The sequence below is a fragment of the Eubacterium album genome, assembly GCF_025336545.1.
Taxonomy (GTDB): domain Bacteria; phylum Bacillota; class Clostridia; order Lachnospirales; family Lachnospiraceae; genus Eubacterium_U; species Eubacterium_U album.
The window spans coordinates 94148-120366 of sequence record NZ_JAODBU010000006.1 but is presented as its reverse complement, the minus strand read 5'-3'; the positions used below and the strand labels follow the sequence as shown (position 1 = coordinate 120366).

Annotated in this window: 21 protein-coding genes; 8 read left to right on the top strand and 13 right to left on the bottom strand. The window is 32.6% G+C overall.

Annotated elements, in window-relative coordinates; translation table 11 throughout:
• Positions 1-92: 92 nt before the first annotated feature.
• Together N5B56_RS06500 and N5B56_RS06495 are read right to left on the bottom strand one after the other, a co-directional pair.
• Positions 93-800 (bottom strand): acyl-[acyl-carrier-protein] thioesterase, encoded by a 708-nt coding sequence (locus N5B56_RS06500; protein WP_022088702.1) that lies wholly within the window; start codon positions 798-800, stop codon positions 93-95.
• 3 nt (positions 801-803) lie between these two features.
• Positions 804-2318, bottom strand: a complete 1515-nt coding sequence (locus N5B56_RS06495; RefSeq protein WP_022088703.1) for a L,D-transpeptidase family protein — start codon at positions 2316-2318, stop codon at positions 804-806.
• Between the two features lie 357 nt (positions 2319-2675).
• On the opposite strand from N5B56_RS06495, the gene N5B56_RS06490 reads away from it, so the two are divergent.
• The 3 genes from N5B56_RS06490 to N5B56_RS06480 are packed head-to-tail and all read left to right on the top strand — an operon-like array spanning position 2676 to position 6220.
• Complete coding sequence (locus N5B56_RS06490; protein ID WP_117910110.1) at positions 2676-3458, top strand: hypothetical protein; 783 nt, start codon at positions 2676-2678, stop codon at positions 3456-3458.
• A 23-nt stretch (positions 3459-3481) separates the two neighbouring features.
• Positions 3482-5143, top strand: a complete 1662-nt coding sequence (locus N5B56_RS06485) for an MBL fold metallo-hydrolase (protein WP_022088705.1) — start codon at positions 3482-3484, stop codon at positions 5141-5143.
• A 33-nt stretch (positions 5144-5176) separates the two neighbouring features.
• Positions 5177-6220, top strand: coding sequence for an asparaginase domain-containing protein (locus tag N5B56_RS06480; protein ID WP_260978615.1), 1044 nt, complete (start codon positions 5177-5179; stop codon positions 6218-6220).
• A 163-nt stretch (positions 6221-6383) separates the two neighbouring features.
• Here the strand turns inward: N5B56_RS06480 and N5B56_RS06475 are convergent, their stop codons facing one another.
• The 3 genes from N5B56_RS06475 to N5B56_RS06465 all read right to left on the bottom strand — a co-directional run bounded on the left by N5B56_RS06475 (position 6384) and on the right by N5B56_RS06465 (position 11081).
• Positions 6384-8504 carry a SulP family inorganic anion transporter gene (locus N5B56_RS06475; RefSeq protein ID WP_260978614.1) on the bottom strand — a complete coding sequence of 707 codons (2121 nt, stop codon included), beginning with the start codon at positions 8502-8504 and terminating at the stop codon, positions 6384-6386.
• Between the two features lie 221 nt (positions 8505-8725).
• On the bottom strand, positions 8726-10120 hold the full coding sequence (rlmD, locus tag N5B56_RS06470) for a 23S rRNA (uracil(1939)-C(5))-methyltransferase RlmD (RefSeq protein ID WP_260978613.1): 1395 nt from the start codon (positions 10118-10120) through the stop codon (positions 8726-8728).
• Between the two features lie 10 nt (positions 10121-10130).
• Positions 10131-11081 (bottom strand): 3'-5' exoribonuclease YhaM family protein, encoded by a 951-nt coding sequence (locus tag N5B56_RS06465; protein ID WP_022088709.1) that lies wholly within the window; start codon positions 11079-11081, stop codon positions 10131-10133.
• Between the two features lie 124 nt (positions 11082-11205).
• Here N5B56_RS06465 and N5B56_RS06460 point away from each other — a divergent pair, with 124 nt between their 5' ends.
• The 3 genes from N5B56_RS06460 to N5B56_RS06450 all read left to right on the top strand — a co-directional run bounded on the left by N5B56_RS06460 (position 11206) and on the right by N5B56_RS06450 (position 16047).
• On the top strand, positions 11206-13578 hold the full coding sequence (locus N5B56_RS06460; protein ID WP_260978612.1) for an endonuclease MutS2: 2373 nt from the start codon (positions 11206-11208) through the stop codon (positions 13576-13578).
• 206 nt (positions 13579-13784) lie between these two features.
• Complete coding sequence (locus tag N5B56_RS06455; protein ID WP_022088711.1) at positions 13785-14489, top strand: response regulator transcription factor; 705 nt, start codon at positions 13785-13787, stop codon at positions 14487-14489.
• Between the two features lie 127 nt (positions 14490-14616).
• Complete coding sequence (locus N5B56_RS06450; RefSeq protein WP_117910101.1) at positions 14617-16047, top strand: HAMP domain-containing sensor histidine kinase; 1431 nt, start codon at positions 14617-14619, stop codon at positions 16045-16047.
• Between the two features lie 215 nt (positions 16048-16262).
• Here N5B56_RS06450 and N5B56_RS06445 read toward each other — a convergent pair whose 3' ends face one another.
• Complete coding sequence (locus tag N5B56_RS06445) at positions 16263-17009, bottom strand: sporulation initiation factor Spo0A C-terminal domain-containing protein (RefSeq protein ID WP_022088713.1); 747 nt, start codon at positions 17007-17009, stop codon at positions 16263-16265.
• A 223-nt stretch (positions 17010-17232) separates the two neighbouring features.
• On the opposite strand from N5B56_RS06445, the gene N5B56_RS06440 reads away from it, so the two are divergent.
• Positions 17233-17952 (top strand): helix-turn-helix domain-containing protein, encoded by a 720-nt coding sequence (locus N5B56_RS06440; protein ID WP_022088714.1) that lies wholly within the window; start codon positions 17233-17235, stop codon positions 17950-17952.
• Positions 17953-18192: 240 nt separating this feature from the next.
• Positions 18193-18363 carry a DUF362 domain-containing protein gene (locus N5B56_RS06435; RefSeq protein WP_022088715.1) on the top strand — a complete coding sequence of 57 codons (171 nt, stop codon included), beginning with the start codon at positions 18193-18195 and terminating at the stop codon, positions 18361-18363.
• Positions 18364-18555: 192 nt separating this feature from the next.
• Here N5B56_RS06435 and N5B56_RS06430 read toward each other — a convergent pair whose 3' ends face one another.
• From N5B56_RS06430 to N5B56_RS06400, 7 genes are all read right to left on the bottom strand, one after another.
• Entirely contained in the window at positions 18556-19986 is a 1431-nt protein-coding gene (locus N5B56_RS06430) for a hypothetical protein (protein WP_260978611.1), read from the bottom strand.
• A 13-nt stretch (positions 19987-19999) separates the two neighbouring features.
• A complete protein-coding gene (locus N5B56_RS06425; protein ID WP_260978610.1) occupies positions 20000-21520 on the bottom strand; it encodes a hypothetical protein in 1521 nt (506 codons plus the stop codon).
• A gap of 114 nt (positions 21521-21634) precedes the next feature.
• The gene (locus N5B56_RS06420; RefSeq protein WP_260978609.1) at positions 21635-22498 is read right to left on the bottom strand and encodes a coiled-coil domain-containing protein; all 864 of its coding nucleotides are present in this window, start codon (positions 22496-22498) and stop codon (positions 21635-21637) included.
• A gap of 77 nt (positions 22499-22575) precedes the next feature.
• Positions 22576-22911: a DUF192 domain-containing protein gene (locus N5B56_RS06415; RefSeq protein ID WP_260978608.1), complete on the bottom strand. Its 336-nt coding sequence runs from the start codon at positions 22909-22911 to the stop codon at positions 22576-22578.
• Between the two features lie 72 nt (positions 22912-22983).
• A complete protein-coding gene (locus N5B56_RS06410) occupies positions 22984-23886 on the bottom strand; it encodes a type II secretion system F family protein (protein ID WP_260978607.1) in 903 nt (300 codons plus the stop codon).
• Between the two features lie 14 nt (positions 23887-23900).
• Positions 23901-24872, bottom strand: coding sequence for a type II secretion system F family protein (locus N5B56_RS06405; RefSeq protein ID WP_260978606.1), 972 nt, complete (start codon positions 24870-24872; stop codon positions 23901-23903).
• Positions 24853-26211: a TadA family conjugal transfer-associated ATPase gene (locus tag N5B56_RS06400; protein WP_260978605.1), complete on the bottom strand. Its 1359-nt coding sequence runs from the start codon at positions 26209-26211 to the stop codon at positions 24853-24855. The genes N5B56_RS06405 and N5B56_RS06400 overlap by 20 nt, the downstream gene beginning before the upstream one ends.
• Between the last annotated feature and the right edge of the window lie 8 nt (positions 26212-26219).

The following is a 26219-nucleotide window of genomic DNA, read 5'->3' as shown; positions in this document are numbered from 1 at the left end:
CCGCCTTAATATTTTTATTCATTATTCCTAAAATGTTAGTCTAAAATCATTTATCCTTATTTCTGAGTAATGAATTGTTTTATTTTATAATGCTATTTATTTTGCAGTCTTACCTTTGCCAGTACATTCTCATCTTTATCTTCAAATGTAATTTCAATTTCATTTTCCTCACGATGCAAATATGCTGTCATCATTTCGCCTTCCATAGCTTCCTTATTATAGATAATATCAACCTCATAGTATTCAAAATCTGCCGGTACAAATTCTGCTGCAACCCTTAAGTAATCAGCATTATTCATATGACCATTATTATCTATATAAGTCTTTAGGACTTTAAATTCACCAACTTTTTCCCTTTCAGAAGAGAATTTGATTTTTCTGTCAGCCTTCAAATCATTTATTCCTTCTTCAATTACATATCCTTTTCTTTCTTCCTCGGATACTCTTATGGGATGGCGTGTTTCCATGTCCATTAAAACCCATATACTATCGGCTTCTACTAATTTTTCACCATCTAGCGATTCTATTTGAAATTTTCTGTCTCCATAAAAGCTGCTAAAACTACTTGCTGCCGTTCCAACACGGACTTTTTCGCCATATCTTAACTTCTTTTTTAATGAGATTTTGTATGAAACAAGTATCCATCCTTTGTTAACCTGTTTCATATGCTCAACTCCCATTCCTATGCTTGAAGACTGCATATTAGTGCAATCCTGCAGCAAATTTAAAATTCCATATAGTGGCAAATTTCCATTTCTGTCAACAGCACTGTAGCTTATCATTGTTTCAAATGTATACATATCTTAATATCTTTCTGACCAATCTTTATCCTGATTAGCTGAATTTTTTGTTGTCTGTGGTGCAGTTGTTTCTTCCTGCTTTGTTGTCTCAGCAGGCTTTGTTGTTTCTGGTGTAGTAGTTGTTTCTGGAGCCTTTGTTGTCTCCGGTACAGTAGTTGTTTCAGGTGTCTTAGCAACTACTGTTACTGTTACTTCAACTTCTCTTCTTGTATAAGCAATTCCTCTGTTAGCTGCTGCATATACTACCTTGTATGTTCCGGGAACATTTGAATTAACTGTACCTGTAATGCTTACATTCTTAGCGATATCAATAGCAACGCCCTTAAATGTCTTTAATTCTGAAACATATTTTAATGGTTCAAATATTTCACCCTGATTAATTGTAATGTTAGTGTTTACAGTTAATTTAACTCCTCTGTCAACAACATTGTACTTAACTGTTGTTGTTCTTGTTTTCTTATTATTTCCTGTTACTTTGTATACAACTTTGTAAGTTCCTGCTTTATCAAATGTAACATTTCCCTGTTTTACTCTTACTTTGTTGCCTGCTTCATCAATAACTTTTACCTTGATTTTCTGAGTCAAATCTTTTCCTGATGCTGCCTGTGCTGTTACACCATTTAAAAGATTCTGAGTTGTTGTCATCGCAACTGTCTTTTTCTTTTTATCAACTAAAATCGTAGGTTTCTTATTATCAATAACATTAAATTTAAATGTCTTGCTTGTCTTCTTTCCAAGTTTATCTGTTATTCTATATGTAACTTTATATTTACCAACTTTTGCTGTATTTACTTTTCCTTTTACTTTAACCTTTGCTTCTTTAGCTGTTAATTCATTTCCAGCTGAATCCTTAATTAAAACTAAGTCTTTTACATTAACCTTTGAACCAAGTTTAACTGTAGCTGTTTTAGCTGTTATTGTTGGCTTGTTTCCTCTGAATGGATTCTTTGGGTCTGGGTCTGTTGGGTCCCATGAAGTACGTGATTTTGTTGAAAGTGGTGTAAATGATGGTCTTCCTAATGGATCATCTTTCTTTGTTCCGTTAAAAATAACTACCTTTGTTTTTAATGCACAATTGTCATAAATCCATTTTGCATCTTTGCAAAGTAAACGAACACATCCGTGAGATGCTTTGTTACCCATTACGTTGTATGCTGATACTGACATTGTTGACTTATCACCATTTTTGTAATACCAAACTGAGTGGAAAAGTATTCCATCCCAAGTAATTCTTGTACAGTACTGTGCATAGCAGTTACCAATCATTTCATGCCATTTATATTTTACAGGAGTATAAAATGTTCCTACAGGTGTTTCATTACTTGGAGAACAAATCATAGCCTTAACCGGCTTCCCGTCTTTATCATAGACTGTAACACAGTTTGTCCCTTTATTAACTTTAATAACGTAATCTGTTCTTTCTTCAGCCTGTACCGGTGTACTAAACTGACCAACTGTAGTAACACAAAGTACTAATGAAAGTACTAACATCATTAATTTTTTCTTCATTGTTTCCATAATTCCTTTCCTATAATATAAGGGTTATTTATAATCGTAAAATATTATACACTTTAAATTTTGAATAATCAAATACTATTGGATTTTAATTTTAAATAGGTTATAATCGACTTATTAAAATTGTTTCAATTCACATTATACACATATGATGTTGTGGCAAAAGTCCCAATTTTTATGCCCATGGATTGTTACGTACTACGCACTCCTACCGGCATCACACATATTATATTATTAATATTTATTACAAATGTTATCTCTTTAAAATTTCATTTGGTGACATCAATGGATACACTTTTTTTGAAAATATAACATTTGTATTATTTTTTTAGGTTTGTACATATTAATAAGGAGGATTCTATGAAATTATCCCGTGGTAAACTTAGTATAATTTTATTTTTACTTGGTTTCTTATTTATTGTTTTAGATGTTAATATCGACACAGGAATAGCATATCCTAATAATTACAATAACTCTGACAACGTTATTGGTGAATTTCAATATTACAATATCAAATCAACTTATGGAGCTTCCTGTACTTATAAAATGATAGAAGACAAGCATGACAGCTCTTTGTCTGATGATAATTCAGATGCAGTTTCAACTAACGAGGCCAAAGTAATTGATAAAGTATTTTTTGACAATATTCATATAGATATTTTTAATGATATTGTCGGATTTATTTTAATTGCAATCGCCGCTTTTCTTCTCAAGAACAAAGGCAGCCGTCAATTTAATTATGCTATATTACTCAGTATTATTTCTTTAATTCTCAGCATTATTATTTATATTCTGCCATTTTTCGTTAATGGAATATTGCTTTGTAATTTAGTATTTGCTATTGGTTTTGCATATTTGTTCGCTGGTGTTATAACAACATTTTTTTACACTCACGGCTTTCTTAAATTAGCTCCGGGAATTGCATGTCGTGATGAGCGTAGTTGGATAAAAGCTGCATGGTATGTAAGCGTAGTTGGATTTGTATTGGCAACTTTTGTTTACTGGCTCGGTTCCGATTATCATGCTTTAATTGTAACCGGCAATCTTTTCACGTTTGTAATTATTTGTCTTATTGTTGTATACTATTTATTAGCGAAAAGGTGTTTAGACTATATTAATGAAAATTATAATTCACAAAAATAATATTAAAGCCGAGGTTTAACATTATGAGTATTAATTTTTCATTACGAATGAAAAAATCTGTCAGGCATATATTTTTTGTATGCCTGATTTTTATTTTACAATTATATCTGCCTCAATTTATTGTTGATGCTAACGCAGGACAAATGTCAATGACTGCCATTTATGCCGGACGTGGAGATTGCATTTTAATGGAAAGTGAAGGACATTATATGCTTGTTGATTCAGGTGTTAATACAGAAACTGAAAATATTGTTACTTATCTTAAATCGCTCGGAATCTCAAAAATTGACTATGTTGTTTCCACGCATCCTGATGGAGACCATGTCGGTGGATTTGCCCGTATCTTTAAAGAATTTGAAATCGGAGAAACTTTTTGTTCTCCATGCTCAAAAGATTTAGATGTATTTTATGCCTTTATGGAAGCTTTAAAAGCTGAAGGATGCCCTTATTCTAACCCTTCATATCTTCAAAGCTGGTCATTTGGCGATGCCACAGTCACATGCTTATATGATGGAACCATGGGCTCAACTTATAATGAATGTAGTCTTGTTTTAAAAGTTACCTGCGATGACAGATCAGTTGTGTTGACCGGAGATTTGCCTTCTACGATGGAAGAAAAGTTATTGGCAATGGGAATTGATTTTAAATGCGATGTATTAAAAGTTGGTCATCATGGTGCCGCATTATCTTCTTGTGCGGATTTTTTAGATGCATGTGCACCATCAATGGCTGTTATTTCATCCGAAAGGGGCAATGAGACTACTCTTCCAAAACCATCTGTTCTTAAACGATTGGCTAGAAGATTTATTAAAACTTACCGTACTACAGACGGTAATGTTAAAATTAACTTTGTAAATGGCGAAATAACTACAGATGCCCAGGAAAATAATCCATATGTTTCTTTGAAAAATGCTTCTGTAACTCTTAGCCAAAACATTTATACGTGCAACGGCTCAGAGCAACGCCCTGACGTAACAGTAACTTATAACGGACAGGTTGTATCTCCTGACAATTACACTGTCGATTATTCAGACAATGTATATTCCGGCGTAGGTTCTGTTAAAGTAATAGGAAATGAGATTAAATATTTAAGTTCATGTTCCGCTGATTTTTTAATTTTACCAAAGCAAGCTAAAATTACATCAGCTAAAATTAGCCGTTCCAATGAAATTAATTTAAAATGGACTACCCAAAACGGAGTAAGCGGGTACACTATACAATATTCTAAAGACAAAAAATTTAAAAAGCACGTAAAAACTATTAAGGTTGACGGAAAGGATTCAAAAACCGTCATCAAAAAGCTTCCTTATAATACAAAATATTATATACGTATGCGTGCTTATACTAATAATGTAGGAATTGGGAATTGGAGTAAAACAGTTTCAGCAAAAACTAAAAAGCAACCTAAACTTGATTCCGTTAAATTTGCAAAGAAGAAACTAAACAAGTCTAAAGAACTCAAGCTTACATGGAAAACTGATAAAAATTGTGACGGATATTTTATTCAGTATTCCTATGATAAGTCATTTAAAAAAGGTGTCAAAACCGTCCGTGCATCAGGCGGCAAGACATCTACATATAAAAAACATTTGAAAAAGAAGAAAACATATTATTTTAGAATCCGTCCATATAAAATGGGAGTTCCTGCAATAAACTATGGAAAAATTATTAAGGTTCGTACATAATTTTGCAACGCTTCCAATACTTAGGAGCAATTTATGAAGAAAATTTTAGTCATTTTAACCGGAGGAACTATTGGAAGCAAAGTCGAGGGAAAAATTATCAATACCACTGCTGCTTCCTCTTATAGACTTCTTCAGTTATATAATGAGAAATATGCTGATGATACTGAATTTGAAGTAATTCAGCCGATTAATATTTTAAGTGAAAATCTTACTCCTGTAGAGTGGGGCGTTTTATGCAATTGCCTTTTGGAATTAAATTTTGAAAAATATCAGGGAATCATTATAACACATGGTTCTGATACACTTTCCTATACATCAGCTTTAATTGGAACAATGTTTGAAAATTGTTCTATTCCAATTGTACTTGTTGCAAGCAATCTTGCTTTGGGACTTCCCGGCAGTAATGGCATGAACAATTTCAGAAATGCTGTATGTTTTATTAAAGAATCTCACATGCATGGTGTGTTCACTATTTTCGAAAATAATAAGGGGGAAATGCCTGTTTATCTTTCTACTCATATTGTAGAATCAGACCCTTTTACAGACCAGTTTCGCAGTTTTACGGGTGACTATTTTGGCAAAATGATTGATGAAAGATTTTTTGCTAACGAAAGCTATCCTCATTTGTCAGAATCCCATAAATTAAATATATCATTTAAAAATGCACCTGATTTTAATAATATTTGCAATAATTCGGAACACTGCGAAACTTCGATTTGTGCTAATGACGCTAACTCTGCTTTATGGAGTGGGAACTTTAACAACGGGATATTATTAATTCGTCCTTATCCGGGTCTAAAATATGACAACATTGATTTAAGTACAAAGCCAAAAGCTGTCCTTCATTATATGTATCATTCAGCAACGGCATGTACAACTGATGGATATTCTATTATTGATTTTGCAAAAAAATGTATAGATTTAGGAATAGATTTTTACTGTGCATCATTTAAAAGCAAAGATGCAGCCTTATACGACAGCAGTGCAAAAATTATAGATACCGGTGTAACTCCTCTTTACAATATTTCTTGCGAAGCTGCTTATGCGAAATTAATGATTTTATATAATTGCGATTAGTTAAACAGATTCGCTATTAGTTGTATTGTGTATTAGATTAAAATAATACATTTAATTTTTCCTATGCCCGATTCTGTTATACCGGGTACAGGAAAAATTAAGTTGCTATCATCATTTTATAAAAAATACAGACCGAATATTAGAAATCCGGTATATGAACGATTTAGTTACTATCATCACTTTCCCTTAAATGCTCAATAAGATTAAATACTTCAGGATGTCTTTGTCTTAAATGTTCATCAAGAATATGCCTTCTTTTCTTGAATCGCTCTGCCATTTCCGGATGCTCATTTTTGATTCTCTCATGGATTTCTTTTCTATGTTCTTCAAATCTGGTAGCAATGCTCTTTTCATCTTTTCCTGAAATATTAACGATTTCCTTCAAATGTTCTTCTAAATGTTCTAACCATTCATCCTCGTCAAATGCATCCATATGAGACCAGCTTCCGTGGAAAAGTTTTTCGATATCTCCCGTTTTCTTTAGCTGTTGAATCTGTAAAACTATCTGTTTTTCTATTTGCTCCTCGCTTTCAGCTCCAAACGCCCATACGAATTCCTGTACTTTGTTATCCGCACGCTTTCTTGAAGCACTTCTTTCTTCATTTTCAATTCCACCCTCTAACGGATATGGTCTTGCGATTCCCATATCTTTTAATGCTATATGTATTGTTCTTCTTACCCTTCCCTCTTCAATCATATATCCAAGCCCAAGAGTTCTTATCTGCTCATTTACCTTTGCTATATGCTCGGTCATGTAAAATCGTATTCCTTTTTCCTTCAAGGATTTATATAACATTGCAAGTCTGTCTGCTGCTGTTATATCTATGCTTCCTATTCCGCTTGCATCTAAAATTACTGCCTTTGTATCAGGTTTTATACTGTCTTCTATATCACGCTGTAGCACTCCGATATTTGCAAAAAACAAATTACTGCTAAATCTGTAAATAATTACACCTTCTATGGCATGAATCTGATTTCCTTCTTTCAAATCCCTAAAATGTCTATGTCCAGGCTGTATTCCAAGAAAACATCTTGATGGTTTTGAAGTTCTTATAATCATTTCTGTAAACGAAAGAATTATTCCTATTAAAACTCCATTTATTGTTCCAAGTAATAGTACGCCTAAAAATGCTCCTACAAAAATAAGAAATTCTGTTCTGCTCAATTTCCAAAGTCGTGCTGCAAGGTCAAACTCTGTTGCTCCCAAAAGTGCTGAAATAACAATTGCTGTTAAAATTGGTATTGGCAAATAACCTATAAACCCTGTTCCACAAATAAGCAACACTATCATTGAAAGTCCTGCAACAATTCCTGTAAGTTGAGTTTTTGCCTGATATTGTTCTCCCATTGCAGTACGTGAGACGGAACCATTAATTGGACAGCATCCTGTAAATGCCGCCATAAAATTTCCAACTGAAAAAGCCAGGATTTCCTGATTATCATTTATACGATAATTATTTTTTTGTGCGAAACTATTTTCTGCCAATAAGGTTTCTGCCATTATTACTACTGCTACAGATAAACTTATTGTTATTGTCTGCTGAATAGAAATAATAGAAAAATCCGGAATGCTCCACTTTGGGAGCCCCGGTTCCACGGCACTTAGAGTATTTATTCCCCAATCTCTTATTGGCATATTTAATGTTATTATTGTTCCCGCAAACATAAGCACTACTGCCATTGGAAACTTTGGTATTAATTTTTTTGAAACTAATAATATAACAAGAGCAATCACCCCCATTATTACAGATGGAATATTTGCATGCTTTAAGGTTTCATATATGTGCTCTGCCAGCTCAAAAAATTCTCCTGTTCCGGAGCTGCCACCCATTATTTTCGGAATCTGCATTAATATAATCGTTGTACATATTCCTGTTATAAATCCACCCATTACAGGTGCTGAAATATAATTTACCAGCTTTCCTGCCTTCATAAAATAGAATGCAAGCAACCATACTGCCACAAAAAATGTCATTACCGGAACTGCTGCAATTGCCTCGTCTGAACCTAACTCTATATTAAGGCTTAATAAAGCAGAGCCAACAAGAGCCGCTGGAGCCGCATCGACTCCAAATATAAATTGTGGTGATGTGGAAAAAAGTGCAAATGCAAGTATCGGAAATACTGAACCATATATTCCATAAACTGCCGGCAATCCCGCAATCTGAGCATATCCCATTGATATAGGAATAGACACGGCCATTATTATAATTCCGGCAATTATATCTTTTATAAGATTTTTTCTATCATAATTTTTTAAAGTATGTAATAGTTTTATTTTCATTTTTCAGCCTTTCAGTTTTTCTTTTATTGTAGCACTAAATCTTTCTCAATGAACACCTATGTATTTTAGATTCTGTTTTTATTTAGAAACTGTACAAAATGATATATATCCCTTTCATTGGATGTCCAGTAAAAGGGGTACATATCAAAATGTCAGCCTCTAACTTTTGGCCTTTATAGCCATATATTTCTGCCAAATCTTTATCTAGCATTACCTGCCCCTTAGTTAGGTTCTTTTCGGCTGAGCAAGCAGACCGTCTCCACATGAACGGTTTGACCAAACATATCGCATGGCGTTGCTTCCTTTAATTTATATCCATTCTCGCTAAGCCATTTTACATCCCTTGCAAGTGTTGCACTGTCACAACTTACATACACAACACGCTTTGGATTCATTTTTACAATCGTAGACAATAATTTTTCATCACAACCTTTTCGCGGAGGGTCAACAACTATAACATCCGGTTTACACTCAGCTTCATTTTCGTGTTTAGAAAAATACTCTGTAACAACATCTTCTGCTGCTCCTACGAAAAATTCCGAATTATCTATTTTATTTATTTTTGCATTTAATCTTGCATCTTCAATTGCTTCAGGTACAATTTCAACACCTAACACTTTCTTTGCCTTCTTTGCGAGGAATAAGGAAATGCTTCCAATTCCACAGTATAAATCCCATACAATTTCATTTCCTGACAAATCAGCATATTCCAAAGCCTTATTATATAACTTTTCTGTCTGAACAGGATTTACCTGAAAAAATGATAATGGTGAAATTCTAAATTTTACATCTCCAATATAATCTTCGATATATCCCGGTCCATACAAGTTTATAATTTTGCTGCCTAAAATTACATTGCTCTTATTTGTATTAATATTTAAGGACACACTGTGCATACCTTCTAGTTTACATAACTTTTCTACTAATTCATCTTTATTTGGTAACTTTCTACCATTTATAATGATGCATACCATTATCTGTTTTGTTTTTGCACCTATTCTTATAAGGACATGACGCACTAATCCTTTATGCGTAACCTCGTTGTATGGTTCAATCTGATATTTAGTCATGAATTTTTTTACAATATCCATAACTTCTTTATTAATGTCTCTGCCATCTAATTTAAGTCCTAAATCACAACTGTCAATTCCAATAATTGAATGTGTCCTTCCGGCATAAAATCCTGAAACAATATTTCCTTCTTTATCTATGCCCACAGGAAACTGTGCTTTGTTTCTATAATTAAATGGTTCCTCCATCCCTATTATATCTTTCATTACAAAGTCATCCTGTCCACCAATTCGTACAAGATTGTTATACACTTTATTCTGCTTGAACTTAAGCTGTTCTTCATAACTTAAGCACTGAATCTGACATCCACCACACTGTCTTGCCACACTACAACGCGGAGTCACTCTATCTTTTGATGGTTTATTAATCTCCATAAGTCTTGCAAATCCAAAATTTTTATTCGCCTTCATTACTTTGACAGTAACTTCATCACCAATTACCCCATCTTTAACAAAGAGAGTATAGCCATCAACCTTGCCTATACCCTCTCCGTTTACTCCTAAATCTTCAATTGTTAAATCTATAATATCGTTCTTTTTAACCATGAATATTCCTTTACTCGCTTGTCTTTCTGATATTTGTTTCCAGTAAGCGGTTATAACCTAACCATTCATCTGAAGACTTATTTGCATTAGCCTTAAACAATTCTGCCATTGTTTCCATCTTAGCATCTGTATTATCTGCGAAATTAAGAGCCATAGCTTCAACTAATGCCGGTTTCTTTGGTGAACCATATTCAAGTTCTCCGTGATGAGCCAAAATACAGTGCTTTAATTCCACTAACTGAGTTTTTGGAAATCCACTAATTGTTCTGGCAATATCTCCTACCATTTCTGAGCCCATAACTATGTGACCTAAAAGTTGTCCTACATCTGTGTAGTCATTTAATGGGAATGAAGATAATTCATATACTTTTCCAATATCATGACAAATTGCTGCAGTTATAAGCAAATCCTTATTTAACATTGGATACTGCTTTGTGTAGAATTCACACAATCTTGTTACTGAAACTGTATGCTCAAGTAAGCCACCAATAAATCCATGATGAACACTTTTTGCTGCTGAATGATTTTTAAATGCCTTAGCAAATTCCTGATTTTCTATAAATAATTTGCTAAGCAACTGCTTATAGTATATATTCTCAACATTTGAAATAAATCCTAATAATTCATTAAACATATCATCAAGATTCTTATCTGAAACAGGCAAATAGTCAGAAGGATCATATTCTCCCTCTTTTGCCTTTCTTGCTCTTTTAATTGATAACTGTGTCTGACCATTAAATACAGTTACGTCACCACTTACTTCGACGTAATCTAATGCATCAAAATCATCTATTCCCATTGATCTTGGATCCCATATTTTGGCATCCAAAGAACCTGTCTTATCCTGAAGGATTACATTTTCATATTCTTTACCTGTCTTTGTCATTGCAACATTCTTTTGTTTACATAAATAGATTTCCTGAATCCTTTCGCCTTCTCTCAATGCTTCAATATATTTCATTTCTTCCTCTTTCTAAGCCAAATGGCCACTACACTAATTTTACTAAGGCATTTTTCCCTTTACCTTGCAACTGTTCTTTATTATAATTGATTATGAATTTAAATACAAGAATTGGAGTATTATCATGAACAAAAAGGTCTTAAAAACTCTTGAATATAACAAAATTATAGACAGACTTTCAGATTGTGCGTGCTCTGAGCTTGGAAAAGAAAAATGTCGCAAGCTTGAGCCGATATCAGATTTAAATAAAATAAAAAAATTACAAAAGGAAACTGCTGATGCTCTATCACTCGTGTGGCAAAAGGGAAGCGTATCATTTTCCGGATTATATGATATAAGTGCAAGTCTTAAAAGACTTGAAATTGGCAGTGCACTCGGTGCCGGAGAGCTTTTAAAAATCAGTTCCTTGTTAAAAATTGCCTTGCGCGTAAAAACATTTGCACGTAAAGAAGATGCAGATGGTGAACCCAACAGTCTTGACCAATTATTTGACAGCATTGAACCTTTGTCAAACTTAAATTCTGAAATTACAGGTTGTATTCTTTCAGAAGATGAGATAGCCGATGACGCTTCAGCTAATTTGAAAAATATCCGTCGACAGATAAAGATTACTAATGATAGAATTCATTCTCAATTGAATTCAATAATTAATTCTCAGTCAGGGCGTACTTATTTGCAGGATGCATTAATTACAATGCGTGACGGTCGCTACTGTGTACCGGTCAAGCAGGAATACCGCAGTGCAGTTCCCGGCATGATACATGACCAGTCTTCAACAGGCTCTACTCTTTTTATTGAGCCTATGGCGGTTGTCAATTTGAATAATACACTTCGTGAACTTGCATCAAAAGAAGCTGATGAAATTCAGGTCATTTTAGCAAATTTAAGTATTTTATGTGCTGAGCATTTATACGAATTAAAAACAGATATGGATATTCTTGCTGAACTCGATTTTATATTTGCAAGGGCTATACTTGCTAAGAATATGAAAGCAAGTGAACCTATATTTAGTAATAATAAGCAAATTAATATTAAACAGGGACGTCATCCATTGCTTGACCCACATAAAGTAGTTCCTATTGATATACATTTAGGAAAAGATTTTACTTTATTAATAGTAACCGGACCAAATACCGGTGGTAAGACAGTTTCTTTAAAAACTGTAGGTTTACTTACATTAATGGGACAGTCTGGTCTTCACATTCCTGCATTTGAAGGAAGTATGTTAGCTGTATTTAATGAGGTATTTGCCGACATCGGTGATGAACAAAGTATTGAACAAAGTCTTAGTACTTTCTCTGCCCACATGGTAAATACTGTAAATATTTTAAACGAAGCTGACGAAAATTCTCTCGTTTTGTTTGATGAATTAGGCGCGGGAACTGACCCTGTAGAAGGTGCTGCTCTTGGAATTTCCATTTTGTCATTCTTAAAAAATATCGGAACACGCACAATGGCAACAACACATTATAGTGAATTGAAGTTATTTGCCCTTTCTACTGACGGTGTAGAAAATGCCTGCTGCGAATTTAATGTTGAGACTCTTCGTCCAACATATAAACTGTTAATTGGAATTCCCGGAAAAAGTAATGCTTTTGCCATTTCTTCAAAGCTCGGACTTCCTGATTACATTATTGATGATGCAAAGAAACGTATTGATTCAGAAAATGAAAAATTTGAAGATGTCATTGCAAAATTAGAAGAGAGCAAACTTACAATTGAAAAAGACCGTGAGGAAATTGCAGCCTATAAATCACAAATTAAATCATTAAAGCGCGATTATGAATTAAAAAATAAACGTTTAGATGAACAACGTGAAAAAATTATTACTAAAGCCCGTGAAGAAGCTGTTGATATTTTAAAGGATGCAAAAGAATTAGCTGACGAGTCAATAAGAACAATTAATCAGGGCTCTAAATCTCATAATACAAAGGCTATGGAAAAATCCAGAAGCAAACTCGGCAGCAAATTAAAGGAAAACCAAAGCGGTCTTTCCATGAAAGCTTCCGCTGCAAAGAAAAAGCACAAGCCTTCTGAATTTAAAATCGGAACAGGAGTTAAGGTTCTTAGTCTTAATTTAAAAGGAACGATTTCTACTTTACCAAATGCCAATGGAGACGTTAATGTACAAATGGGTATTTTAAATTCCAAGGTTAACATTTCTGATTTAGAGATTCTAGATGAGCCTGATGTAAAAGCACCTGGTCTTGTCCGAAGCAACACAGGTAAGATAAAAATGGACAAGGCTAAAAACGTAAAAATGGAATTAAATTTAATTGGCAAAACTGTAGATGAAGCTATATTTGAATTAGACAAATATTTAGATGACGCTTATATAGCACATTTGCCTCAGGTTTACATAATTCACGGAAAGGGAACCGGTGCTCTTAGAAGTGCTATCCAGAATCATTTGAAAAATCTGAGCTATGTAAAATCATACAGAAACGGCGAGCATGGCGAAGGCGGTGCCGGAGCTACTGTTGTTACATTTAAATAATAACAATAATCGAATGTAACAATGAATATTATTTTTTAAGTTTCTGCCGTTACATTTAAATAAAAATATATACAATGTTTGTTCATTTATGTATGTTACACTTTATTATGTTAATTTATGCATATGAAAATGTTGCTTCTTTGCGAAAGCAACCGTATATGTATAAATAATTTCAAATATTTATGTGAATATTATTGGAGGATATTATGGTTAGTAAACAGAAAATTTTAATCGTAGATGATGATGAACATATTGCAGAGTTAATCTCTCTTTATTTGACAAAAGAATGTTTTGATACCCGTATTGAGCATGACGGACAGTCTGCAATCACAGCATTTAAGGAATATATGCCTGATGTTGTTTTGTTAGACATTATGCTTCCCGGAAAAGACGGTTATCAGGTATGCCGTGAAATAAGAATGGAGTCAAATGTACCAATTATTATGCTTTCTGCCAAAACAGAAGTTTTTGATAAGGTTCTTGGATTGGAACTTGGAGCAGATGACTATATGATTAAACCATTCGATTCTAAGGAACTCGTCGCAAGAGTCAAAGCTCTTTTACGTCGCGCAAACCAGACAACTTCTACTACTACCGGTGGAGCTGAAGTCGTTAAATTCCCAGACCTTACAGTTAACCTTTCTAATTATGAAGTAGTTTATAAAGGTGAAACTCTTGAAATGGCACCTAAGGAAATTGAACTTTTATATTTCCTTGCTTCCTCTCCAAATCAGGTATTTACAAGAGAACAGTTATTAGACAATATCTGGGGATATGAATATGCCGGAGACACCAGAACTGTCGATGTACACATTAAAAGAATTCGTGAAAAAATTCACGACAGCGACACATGGGCCCTTTCCACTGTTTGGGGTATTGGATACAAATTTGAAGTACACAGCAAAGCATAATTTATCAAGATGCTAGGGTCAAAAGGTCTAAGCCCACATGAGCTTGCTCATGAGTGGGTAAAGTACCTTGTGCCCCGCCATTATAACAAATAAAGATTATGTTGCTATTTACAAATTGGAGATTACTATGAAGGATTCTATTCTTGAAAAATTTTTTATTGGTTATATTTCATTTGCAATTTTAGGTATGTTGATTATTACCTATTGGTCAACAAATATAACCTATAATCATTTGGTTGAAACAACAGCGTCGCAATTATACAGCTACGCTACTGTTGCTTCCAAAAATATTGCTGACGACTGCAACTATTCACTTTCAGATATTACTGATTTTGAACCATATGTGGAAGATTTTAATAAGATTTTAAATTCTGAGGTTTGGATTTTAGGTTCTGATTTTAACTTAAAGTATTCAAGTGATGGTTCTGATTTAACCTCTGATTCTTCAAAGTCAATTATTATTTCAAATTTTAATCCTGCAGATTATCAGAATGGAGGGCATTATCAGATTAGTAATATGTACAACATTTTTAAAACCGACATGCTTCATGTTGTCCACCCGATTAAATCTGGTTCATCAAGCCCTTACGGTTATATGCTTGTACATGTTTCCACAGCATCAATAAAATCTTCAAGTTACACCATAACAAAGATTTTTTATTTAACATATTTTATAATTTTATTATTGTCGTTAATTATTTTCTTCAATTTTGTTTGGTTTATATATGCACCTTTAAAGGATATAAGAACTGCAGCAATGCAATATGCTCAAGGTAATTTTGATTTTGATCCTATAAAAATATATTCAGATGATGAAATTGGTGATGTTGCCAACTCATTAAATTATATGGCAAGCCAATTAAGAGACAGCAACGAATATCAGCAAAAATTTATATCAAATATTTCGCATGACTTTCGTTCTCCTCTTACTTCAATAAAAGGTTACATTGAAGCCATTATGGATGGAACCATTCCTCCTGAAATGCAAAATAAATATCTTGGGATTGTTTTGTCTGAAGCAAACCGACTGGAACATTTAACCAATGGTCTAAGAGATTTAAATGTTTGGAGCAACAAAGGTCCTGAACTTATTTTAGAAGATTTTGATATACTTGAGCTTATACATAGTTCTATTGAAACTCTCGAAGCTGTAAGTTCAAAGAAAAATATAAAATTAACTATTGTTAATGAAGCAAAGAAAACTATTGTCACTGCCGATAAAGGTAAGATTGAACAGGTTATATATAATCTCATTGATAACGCCATTAAATTTAGTTTTAATGATTCTGAAATTATTATCAGACTATACAACAATCGCGGTAAATTATTCTGCGTTATCAAAGACAATGGAATTGGTATTTCCCATGATAATATTAATAAAATCTGGCAGCGTTTTTATAAGACAGACTCTTCAAGAGGTATGGATAAAACCGGTTCCGGGATTGGGCTTTCCATTGTAAAAGAAATTATTTCAGCGCACAATGAAACTATTGATGTTATAAGCACCGAAGGAGTGGGAACAGAATTTATTTTCTCATTATCACTCGCAAAAAAATAATTTTAATTATAAAAACAGACATAATTACCTAATAATTATATAAAAAAAGAACCACTATTATTTTAAAGAATTGATAAATTACTTCGGTGTAAATTTACAAAATAATTTATCAAATATGCTACACATACATCGCATTTCTTTTTAATAATAGCAGTTCTTTTTTGTCTTTTACCCCAATATAGCTTAAAGCATTCCCCATATAGAGTTTTGCCTAACTACCTATATGAATTAATTATGTATTGTGACATTGTTGCAATAAATTCTGAATTTGTTGGTCTTTTTCTTCCTTTATCTAAATTAACGCAAAATTTGTTTTTTAAATCACTGTCACTATTTTTATTCCAAGCAACTTCAATTGCATGTCTAATTGCCTTTTCAACTCTTTGCGGTGTTGAATCATATTCCTTTGCAATGTCAGGATATAATATTTTTGTAACTCCCTCTAGCACTCCCTGATCTTCTGTTGCTCTTTTTATTCCTGTCGCTACATATCTGTATCCTTTTAAACTTGCTGGAATACCTAACTGAATCAGTGAATTTGCAATTATAGAATCTACACTATAAATTGCACTAAATGTTTCACTATTTTTATTTTCTCCGATTATACGCTTAACTCTGTTCACTATTGTGTTTACATCATATGGCTTAACAACAAAATAATCTATTCCCTTATCAAAGGCCTCCCTAACTATATTTTGTTGATTAATTACAGATGTAAGAATTATTTTTATATCATATTTGCATTCTTTTATATAATCAATAATACTAAATCCATCTATTCCTGTTAGCAGTAGTTCCATTATGACTATATCCGGATTATATTTATTAATTGCTTCCAATCCGTCTATTCCATTTTCTTCAACTGATACTACCTCAATGTTTTCTTCACACTCTAAGCTTTTACTAAGCTCCCATACTGCCTTCTTGTCATTGTCAATTACTACAATCTTGGTTTTACTCATTAAAACACCCCTTGCTCTCATAATATTTTATTAATGAATAAGTTGTATTTTCGCCTTATTCTGCTATATGATAAGCCACACCCCAAGCTTGTCACCTACAGCTAACTTGAATTTATTTAATTCTTATAATAAAATATAACTGTAACCAAAGTTATTTAAAAGAACTTAAATTGCACTATTTTAATTTTCTAAAATTTTAAAAAGTGCCATCGAAGGAACCAAAATGAATCTTAAACAATTTGACTTATTACAATATACTAACACTGTTGTAGAGACAATTAATCAGATTCTCAATGAAAGAAATTGGACTTTAAAGAAATTATCTGATGTTTCCAACATTTCATATGACACTCTAAAAAAACTGATGAGCGGTCATACCGGATGTCCTACAACATATAACTTAATAAAATTATCTCAAGCATTAGGTGTCTCAATAGATTATCTATTAGGACTTGACAGACATCTAAATATAGATTACACAAAGCTCCCTGAAAGAGCATGTAATCTAATTTCTGAAATAGCAAATTTTGAAACAAAATTGTACAACTTAAATCAACTTCAGGGCAAAACCTATATTCCTGTCATTGTTCCAACCGGTTGCATGGGAGACGAAATGTTATTTGACAGTTTTTATGCCGATTACATAGATGTTTCATCTTATGAGGAGGAATTCGGTTCATCTATGATGTGCGGAATAAAAGTCACTAATAAATCACTTCATCCGGCATACCTTAAAGACGATGTTTTGATTATTGCAAATGACCGTTCTCCTGCCTACGGAGAAACCGGTATTTTTCTTAAAGGACGTCATGTTTATATCAGAAAATATGAGTATGGCACTCCTTCCGTGCTTAAACCTGTAAATGGTTTTGGAAAAGATATTGTTGCTACTGACCCATCTGAATGGTATGTATTCGGACGCGTACTAACGGTTATAAGGTAGGTTTTTATAATTGCAAATAAATTAAATACAAGCAGTAATTCCCAGATTTATAACAATAAATGAGTATTCTTTTACTTCTATCCGGATATGAATATTATTTTTAATATATGCACATTTTTTCATATATTTTATAGGTCCATTTTTTACCTAAAATGTTTATTTTTCTCATCACTTAGATGTTGCAATATGTAATTATTTGTATTATTATTACTGTATAAAACTATAAAGGAGGCATACATAATGGCTTACAAAATTACAGATGGTTGCATCGGATGTGGTGCTTGTGAAGGAGCTTGTCCAGTTGGAGCAATCTCAAACGACGGTAGTGCTTGCGTAATCAACGCTGATCAGTGCATCGAATGTGGTGCTTGCACAGCAGCTTGCCCAACAGACTCAATCGTTTTAGACTAATTTAAAATCGGACGATTAATATTTAGAATCTAAATATTAGAAAAATATAAACAGGGTTGTCATAATGACAACCCTGTTTATATTTTTGTATGCTATTTCGTCTTACCTATAAATTTACTTTCAATACAATTCTAATTTTTATAATCTAATTAATTATATTTTTGTATTTTTAATTTATTTATAAACTTCTATTTAACGCTTTTTATAAACATTAAAGCCTTCAATTTTACCATCTCTTTTATAATGACTTTCTATATAATCACAAATTTCAATTGGAAACTGCCTGTTTGTTATATCTTTTTTATCATACATTAACACAACATCTTCTTCGCCTACAATTGATTCAAATGCCTCAATAGGTGTTTTTTCGCCTAAATTTCCATTTAAAAAGCATCCCTCATATTTTATATATCTTCCTAACTCAACATCATAAAACGCTGCATATGGGTCGATAATCTTTACATTTCCATTATTATCTGACACAAACTTATCTATTTTATGAAACTTGTTATATGTATAATCCGTTGTAAAAACATAACCATATCCATTTACTTTTCTCAATTTTGCACTTGACATAGCTGAACATGACATATATATAAGTACAATCGAGCATACACAAACTGTAACTATCTCCGGCTTAATTTTTCTATTACCTTTACTTATCGGTAAAAGTAACGCTAGTATATAAAATCCCTGATAAAAATGGACCGGATCAAATATTGGATAAGCTGCTGCAAAATTTGAAATTGCCAAGATAGCAACACAAATTTTATCTTTATTATAATTTTTATGTTTTATAGTATCAAATAAAATTGCTACCGGTATAACTAATAAAATTGCCAAAAACACAATTATGTACGCATTGTCCATTATTTCCCGCATTGACAATGCATTATTCTTAAACTCAGTAGTCCCTGCAAATGTCATATCAAAAAAATCTGCAAAGCTACCACTTGCCATTAAATATCCTAAAAATAATGCATTAGGAAGCATAAGACCTGCTAAATATGTTGCTATATGTATTAATGTATGTTTAATGCTTGTTCCTTTGTTCCTTATTTTTATAAATATTACGATTATTGTGCCTAAACACACAACTATTCCTGTTGAATATTTACACAAAATTGCCAATGCATTTAACAGACCTATTTCAAATAAATTCAAATTACTTATTTCATCTCTAAGAATAATATATATTATTCCTAATGTTGCAAGTAAAACCGCCTGATTATAGCATAAATATATGCCATTTTGTATGCTGCAAAAGAAAATAAAAAACAAATTAATAGCAAATATTTTTAAATTACTTTGATTTAGTTTTGCTGCAATTATATGGAACATTAGTAGCATTGCTGCCCACATTATTACTGTTATAATTCTAAAGGAAATCAGACAGGGTTTTATTTTAACGAATAAGGCTCCAATTAAATAGACTAAAGGCGTGTTAACTAAATTTATATCCTTATATAATTGTTTTCCATTTACAATAGCCTGACAAATATTATACTTCCAAATTTCCTCCATATTTCCAATAGGTGTAGTAAAAATCGCTAATATTATTACCAAAATATATATTAGCACCAAAACTATAATATCGTTCTTTGTCTTTATATTTTTCCTCATACACATTCCCCTTTTAATTAATTACTCTAAAATAGGCTGTTTCTTTGTTTTCCTTTACCAGTTCATATTTATCTGCATTTGTAATTAAATACTGATATAATGGTCTGTTTACATCGACTAAAAATGCATCAAAATTATATTTTTTTATAATATCCTCAACAAACGTATGCTTATTATATTTTTTATTAGGTTCAGAATATACTGTAAGTTTTGTAAGATTATTCCAGTCCTCAAGTGGCGTTCCTGTATAAACATCAGCTCGTCCATCCACCAAAACCTCTATCCCATAATATATCAAATCTCCTCCATAATTATATTCTGTATATGGTCTCTTCGGTTTCTCTACTTTCATGATTTTTACAAATTTGTAGTCCAATTCATGTTCTATAAGTTTGCCTTTATCATATGTACTTACACTATTAACAGCACCAAACGCTGTCATTCCTATTCCTGCTGCAATAAGAATTGTTGCAACAACTTTATCGGCTTTGGATTTCACTTCATTTAATGTTCCAAATTTTGGTATATAATTAAAAATATAAAATGGATAGCTTATTACTAACATTACTATAAATCGTGTACTTCTAAAAAACATATATGAAAAAAATGCAAATATAAGTAAATCAATTCCTCTTATTTTCTTTTCTGTTGTTATAATGCTGATCAACCCCAATGCAAATGGAACAAAGAAAAATAATAGTATAGCAACATTTTTTGCGTCAGGTGCTCCCCACTCAGCAATTAAATCAAGCATCAAATTGTCTGCCATATTTGTATAAGGATACAGAACCATATCTAAACCATATGGGTTTATGAATACTGCCACTATTGTAGCCACCATAACCCCTAATAACGTTAATATTTTATTTTTTTCTAATCTAACAAAGCTTATTTTTCCAAATTCAAAATTAATTACACCAGCAATTAAGAAGAACAAACATAATAAATATGATAAATTAGATGACCCCCCATGTATATTCACCCACAAAATTCCCAATAAAGGAACAAAAAATATCTCTTTATTACTTTTTTCATTTATATAATCATATAAAAATTTTAATTCCATAAAAATTAAAAAATAACTAAATAACTGTGGTCTTCCATAGAAATAATTTTTAATAATCATCATAGTAAATATAAATATCAAAACTGTATACATAATATTATTAAGTACATATTCTTTAGCCACTTTATAAATCATATATAACATTAATACTCCTGCAAAAAAGCAGAAAAAATATATTGCCAATTGTCCTCCTAATGAATATATTCCATAATATATAACCTGTGCTAACCATTCATGAGCATACCATTTAAGATGCTTATCCATTGCCATCCATGAAAATATTCCCTCGCGAGGAAACGCCTTATTTTCTACAATCCATTCTCCAGACTTAATGTGCCACCAAAAATCATTTCCTGAAATACCATAAGACATCATTATTGACAGTATTCCAACACATAACGCAAATAATATATAAAAATAAAAATATCTTGTATTTGTATTTTTTATTTTTTCTTTTAATTTTAACATAAAAATCCCCTTATCTTATATTAGTGTAAATTCAAATAATTATTTTAAACATAAAAATAGCTGTCACGTCAATGCAATAGTATCAACATAACAGCTATTTTTATTATATAATAATTATTCCTGTCTTTGTTTAAGTACAGATTCAAGACTTCCCATTGATGAAATAAGTGAATCAATTAATTCCTTACTATCAACAACTGCCATCTTCTTACGCATCTGAGTCATCTCTTCTTCCATGCTCTGGATTCTTGTCTGACCTTCTTCTACCTTTTCCTGAGTTTCTAATAACTGAACCTGACTATCTTCTAACTGGGCCTGACATTCTTCAAGTTTATTCTGATTATCTGCTAATTTATTTTGACTTTCATCTAATCTGCTTTGAATTTCACCTAGTTTGTCAGTTGCTGCTTTAGCTTCCATTGCACTTGCATCGACACTCTTTTGTAATTTAGCATTCTCAATACTTAAAGTCCTGTTCTTTCCAATTAATTCATTATTCTCGGCATAAAGAACTTCATACTCAGCACTTCCATCGTCTGTAGATGGTTTTTCTACCGGCACTTCAACGTATACAATTTCAGGTTCCGGTTTTTCTACTGGAGCGGCAGGTGCTACACTCTGCTGTGAATCTCCTGCTCCTTCTGCTAATGCTAATATTTCTTCTCTAAGTTCCTCTATTGTTGCTTTAAGTTCATCATTCTCTTCTTGAAGAGCACCATTTTTCCCATGTAAATCATTGATTTCACATTGAAGCATTTCTCGTTCTGTTTCAAACTCTTCTTTCTGTTTATTTAAAACATTCTGTGTGTTTTTGTAGTTGCCGAAAAGGTTATTAATATAATCATCTACTTCTTCAGGATCATATCCTCTTACCGCATGATTAAATCCATAAGCATTCTCTTCTGCTGCAACCTCCCCAATTTCGTTGCTCTGCATAAACCTGGTCTGTGGTCTAGCTATTCTTGACAACTTAGCCATACTTCTCAACTCCTTTTCCTAGATTTTTTACATTTCAATTGAAATGTATAAATGCTGGAGTCCAATTTCAATGTTTCCTACTCCACTGAAATAACTTGTCCAACCTGTAACATATATTTATTTGCAGTTCCGCTTGGCAATTCTAACACCCTTCTGCCCTTCGAAACCATTTTTCTTATTTTTCCCGGTTGAATTTCATGGTCTATATACAAAATCACATTATCTTTATCCAATGTCAATGTATCTATAGCAAACTTCATCCCGAAAGTATGTATCTGATTACATGGTTCAATCAAAAGTCCTGCACCTTCAGCCAATGATTTTCGACCCATAAGCCCCTTAAATCTCTTAAAAAATGTATTTGCATATTCAGCCTCTGTACATATAATCTGATTACAACATTTTATAATCATATCCATACCTCGATTCTATCACTTTTTTTACAAATTTGCATTATTAAATCAAATAATTTTTTCTTTTTTTCTTTAAAAAAGTCCCATGTTCATAATGTTAATTACAACTGGTCCTAAGATTACAATAAACAGTACTGGGAAAATAAGTCCTACCATAGGCAAAAGCATCTTAACAGGAGCTTTCTGACCTTTTTCTCTTGCCATCTGCATTCTTGTTTCCCTAAGTGTTTCCGACTGAACCTTCATAATGTTATTCATCGGAATACCTAGCTGAGTTGCCTGTGCCAGGGCTGCAATAAAAGTCTTTAATTCTGGAATTTCTGATGAATTTGCCATATTTTTTAATGCCTCACCCCTTGGAACACCCATCTGAATCTGTCTATAGAGTTTTAATAACTCATCTATAAATGGTCCCTTCATTCTTTCAGATACTTTTAGTAGTGAAGCATCAAAGCTTAATCCTGATTCTATACAAACACCCAATAAATCCATTGCATCCGGTAACTGATCCCTAATTCCCTGCTGATAGCTTTTAACCTTTACATTTAAATACATGTTAGGGAGCAGTAAAGCTATTAACAATCCAACTAATACTAAAAGTGGAATCTTTGTAATAACAGCTATAAATGTCATAACTACCATTATCAAAGCCATGATAGCCTTCTTATAAAAGAAAAAGTTTTCCGGACTTATAGATAGTCCCGCTAATCTTAATTGTTTTTCCGCAGCTTTATATTTTGCATTTTTCTTTACATTAGCTGCACTTTTATTGGCATAATTATTAATTGCCTGTATTTGAGATTGCAAAAACCTTTTTGAAGACTTTTCACCCTCTTTTTCGCTTTGAATTTTTTTCTTGCCACTTATGTATTCTATTTTTCTTTCCTTGTCATCAATCTCTGTTCCTTTATTATATCCAATGGAGGAAACAATAAAGAAAACAAACGCACTAATTGCTAATACCATAAATTCCATATTTTTTTCTCCTTTTAGAACTTAATCGTAACAATTTTATTAATAATAATTGCACCAACAGTTTCCAATCCAACAGATATAAGTAAAAGAATATTTCCCGTTGATGTAGTAAATAAATTCATAATAAGTTCTTTATTAATCAAACTCATTATAAGTAATAGTGCAACTGGTAATGCTCCGATTATAATTCCTGAAACTCTACCCTGCCCGGTCATAGTCTTTATCTCACCTCTAATCTTGTATCGCTCACGAATTGTCCCTGCTATTGTGTCAAGTATTTCTGATAAGTTACCACCAGTCTGTCTTTGAATACTAACAGCTGAAACTACAAGATCAAAATCTTCACTTTTTACTCTTCCGGCCATTGCTTCTAATGCAACATCCTGCGAACTACCAAATGTTATTTCGTTAACTGTTCTCTTAAATTCTGATTTTATTGGTTCTTCACATTCGCTTGAAATTGTGTCCATTGCCTGATTAAATGTTAAACCGGACTTCAAACAGTTACTTGCAATCATTAAAGCATCACTTAACTGTGATTCAAATGTATCTCTTCTCTTTTTTTGCTTACTTTTTATATATATAATTGGTGCAACAGCTCCAATTACCATAAGCATAGGTGCAATTAACTGATTTTTAAATATAAGCATAAATAATAATCCCGGCACAAAAGTTACTACAATCCATATAATTATAAAATCTTCCGGTTTTTTTGAAATATCGCTTTTCTCTAATTCCTCTGCTAAAATTTTATTCAGCTTGGTAAATGCACCTTTATTACTTAATGTTTGTTTTTTATTATTTTTTTGGCTTTTAGTATTTTCAGCCTTCTTTTCTTCTTTTTTCTTTCCTACAATGTAGTCTTCTCTTCGTTTTACATTTCTACTGCTTTCCGTTATTTTACCAACTATCGTTATTACAAGTACAAATGTAACAATCATCATAACTACAACAAAGAAAATCGTACTAATTTGCAAACCATTCATTCTTTACAACAACCCCATTTCCTCTAATCTTTTCAATACACTTTGGAACTACACCTGTTGCTCTAAATTGTCCCTTAAACTTTCCTCTTGAATCCAATGTTCCATCCGTCTCATAAACGAATATATCCTGCAAACTTACAACATCTCCTTCCATACCAACAACCTCAGTAATTGAAGTTACCTTTCTGGATCCATCTCTAAGTCTGCTCTGCTGTATAACTAAATCTATGGCCGATGACGCCTGATCCCTGATTGCCTTAACCGGCAATTCCATACCTGACATCATAACCATAGTCTCAATACGTGCCATTGCATCTCTAGGCGAGTTAGCATGAGTTGTTGTTAATGAACCATCATGACCTGTATTCATAGCCTGAAGCATGTCTAATGTTTCCTCTGAACGAACTTCCCCGACAATTATACGGTCAGGTCTCATTCTTAATGCATTCTTTACAAGAGATCTGATTGTTATCGCACCTTTACCTTCAAGGTTTGCCGGTCTACATTCAAGTGTAATAACATGATCCTGATGCAACTGAACTTCTGCAGCATCTTCTATTGTTACAATACGTTCATCTTCAGGAATATATGATGATAACACATTTAACAATGTTGTCTTACCTGAGCCGGTACCACCAGATACTACTATGTTTAATTTTCCCTTAACACACGCCTCTAAAAATGAAAGCATTACAGGGTTTAATGAACCCCATTCTACTAATTGTGCTGCTGTTACCGGTGTTGAACTGAATTTTCGAATTGTAAGTACAGCTCCAATAAGTGAAATTGGAGGAATGATGGCATTTACACGGGAACCATCCGGAAGTCTGGCATCAACCATAGGACTGGCCTCATCTACATGTCTACCAACCTGTGTGACAATTCTGTCAATAATATTCATAAGATGCTCTTCATCTCTAAATTTTATATCTGTAAGAACTAATTTACCTTTTTGTTCAATATATACTCGGTTTGGACCATTGACCATTATTTCACTACAACTATCACTATCAATTAAATCTTGAATAGGACCATATCCCAATATATCATCCAACAAACTCTTTACAATTGATTTTCTTTCTACTCTTGGAATATTGTACTCATCCTTGTCAACCTCTTCAGTAAGAAGTTTTTCCATTTCATCTCTGTCAACAGTAGCCTTTCCTGCTCTATTCAAGGCTAAAATAATTCTTCCATGAATTTTTTTCTTTACGGCATCATATGGATCTTCTACTTTTACTTCTTTTACTTCTTCAACCTTTTTTTGTTCCTGTTTGGTTGTAGATGTTTCTTCTCCATTTTCCTCTTTATTTTTTTCAATTATGTCTAGTAATCCCATATTCGATT

What these genes read in the sequence shown, in the direction of transcription:
- N5B56_RS06405 (WP_260978606.1), bottom strand. Translation starts at nt 24,872, where the DNA reads ATGAATGGTTTGCAAATTAGTACGATTTTCTTTGTTGTAGTTATGATG.
- N5B56_RS06450 (WP_117910101.1), top strand. Translation starts at nt 14,617, where the DNA reads ATGAAGGATTCTATTCTTGAAAAATTTTTTATTGGTTATATTTCATTT.
- N5B56_RS06435 (WP_022088715.1), top strand. Translation starts at nt 18,193, where the DNA reads ATGGCTTACAAAATTACAGATGGTTGCATCGGATGTGGTGCTTGTGAA.
- N5B56_RS06445 (WP_022088713.1), bottom strand. Translation starts at nt 17,009, where the DNA reads ATGAGTAAAACCAAGATTGTAGTAATTGACAATGACAAGAAGGCAGTA.
- N5B56_RS06425 (WP_260978610.1), bottom strand. Translation starts at nt 21,520, where the DNA reads ATGTTAAAATTAAAAGAAAAAATAAAAAATACAAATACAAGATATTTT.
- N5B56_RS06480 (WP_260978615.1), top strand. Translation starts at nt 5,177, where the DNA reads ATGAAGAAAATTTTAGTCATTTTAACCGGAGGAACTATTGGAAGCAAA.
- N5B56_RS06455 (WP_022088711.1), top strand. Translation starts at nt 13,785, where the DNA reads ATGGTTAGTAAACAGAAAATTTTAATCGTAGATGATGATGAACATATT.
- N5B56_RS06500 (WP_022088702.1), bottom strand. Translation starts at nt 800, where the DNA reads ATGTATACATTTGAAACAATGATAAGCTACAGTGCTGTTGACAGAAAT.
- N5B56_RS06475 (WP_260978614.1), bottom strand. Translation starts at nt 8,504, where the DNA reads ATGAAAATAAAACTATTACATACTTTAAAAAATTATGATAGAAAAAAT.
- N5B56_RS06430 (WP_260978611.1), bottom strand. Translation starts at nt 19,986, where the DNA reads ATGAGGAAAAATATAAAGACAAAGAACGATATTATAGTTTTGGTGCTA.
- rlmD (WP_260978613.1), bottom strand. Translation starts at nt 10,120, where the DNA reads ATGGTTAAAAAGAACGATATTATAGATTTAACAATTGAAGATTTAGGA.
- N5B56_RS06410 (WP_260978607.1), bottom strand. Translation starts at nt 23,886, where the DNA reads ATGGAATTTATGGTATTAGCAATTAGTGCGTTTGTTTTCTTTATTGTT.
- N5B56_RS06495 (WP_022088703.1), bottom strand. Translation starts at nt 2,318, where the DNA reads ATGGAAACAATGAAGAAAAAATTAATGATGTTAGTACTTTCATTAGTA.
- N5B56_RS06485 (WP_022088705.1), top strand. Translation starts at nt 3,482, where the DNA reads ATGAGTATTAATTTTTCATTACGAATGAAAAAATCTGTCAGGCATATA.
- N5B56_RS06400 (WP_260978605.1), bottom strand. Translation starts at nt 26,211, where the DNA reads ATGGGATTACTAGACATAATTGAAAAAAATAAAGAGGAAAATGGAGAA.
- N5B56_RS06460 (WP_260978612.1), top strand. Translation starts at nt 11,206, where the DNA reads ATGAACAAAAAGGTCTTAAAAACTCTTGAATATAACAAAATTATAGAC.
- N5B56_RS06415 (WP_260978608.1), bottom strand. Translation starts at nt 22,911, where the DNA reads ATGATTATAAAATGTTGTAATCAGATTATATGTACAGAGGCTGAATAT.
- N5B56_RS06420 (WP_260978609.1), bottom strand. Translation starts at nt 22,498, where the DNA reads ATGGCTAAGTTGTCAAGAATAGCTAGACCACAGACCAGGTTTATGCAG.
- N5B56_RS06465 (WP_022088709.1), bottom strand. Translation starts at nt 11,081, where the DNA reads ATGAAATATATTGAAGCATTGAGAGAAGGCGAAAGGATTCAGGAAATC.
- N5B56_RS06490 (WP_117910110.1), top strand. Translation starts at nt 2,676, where the DNA reads ATGAAATTATCCCGTGGTAAACTTAGTATAATTTTATTTTTACTTGGT.
- N5B56_RS06440 (WP_022088714.1), top strand. Translation starts at nt 17,233, where the DNA reads ATGAATCTTAAACAATTTGACTTATTACAATATACTAACACTGTTGTA.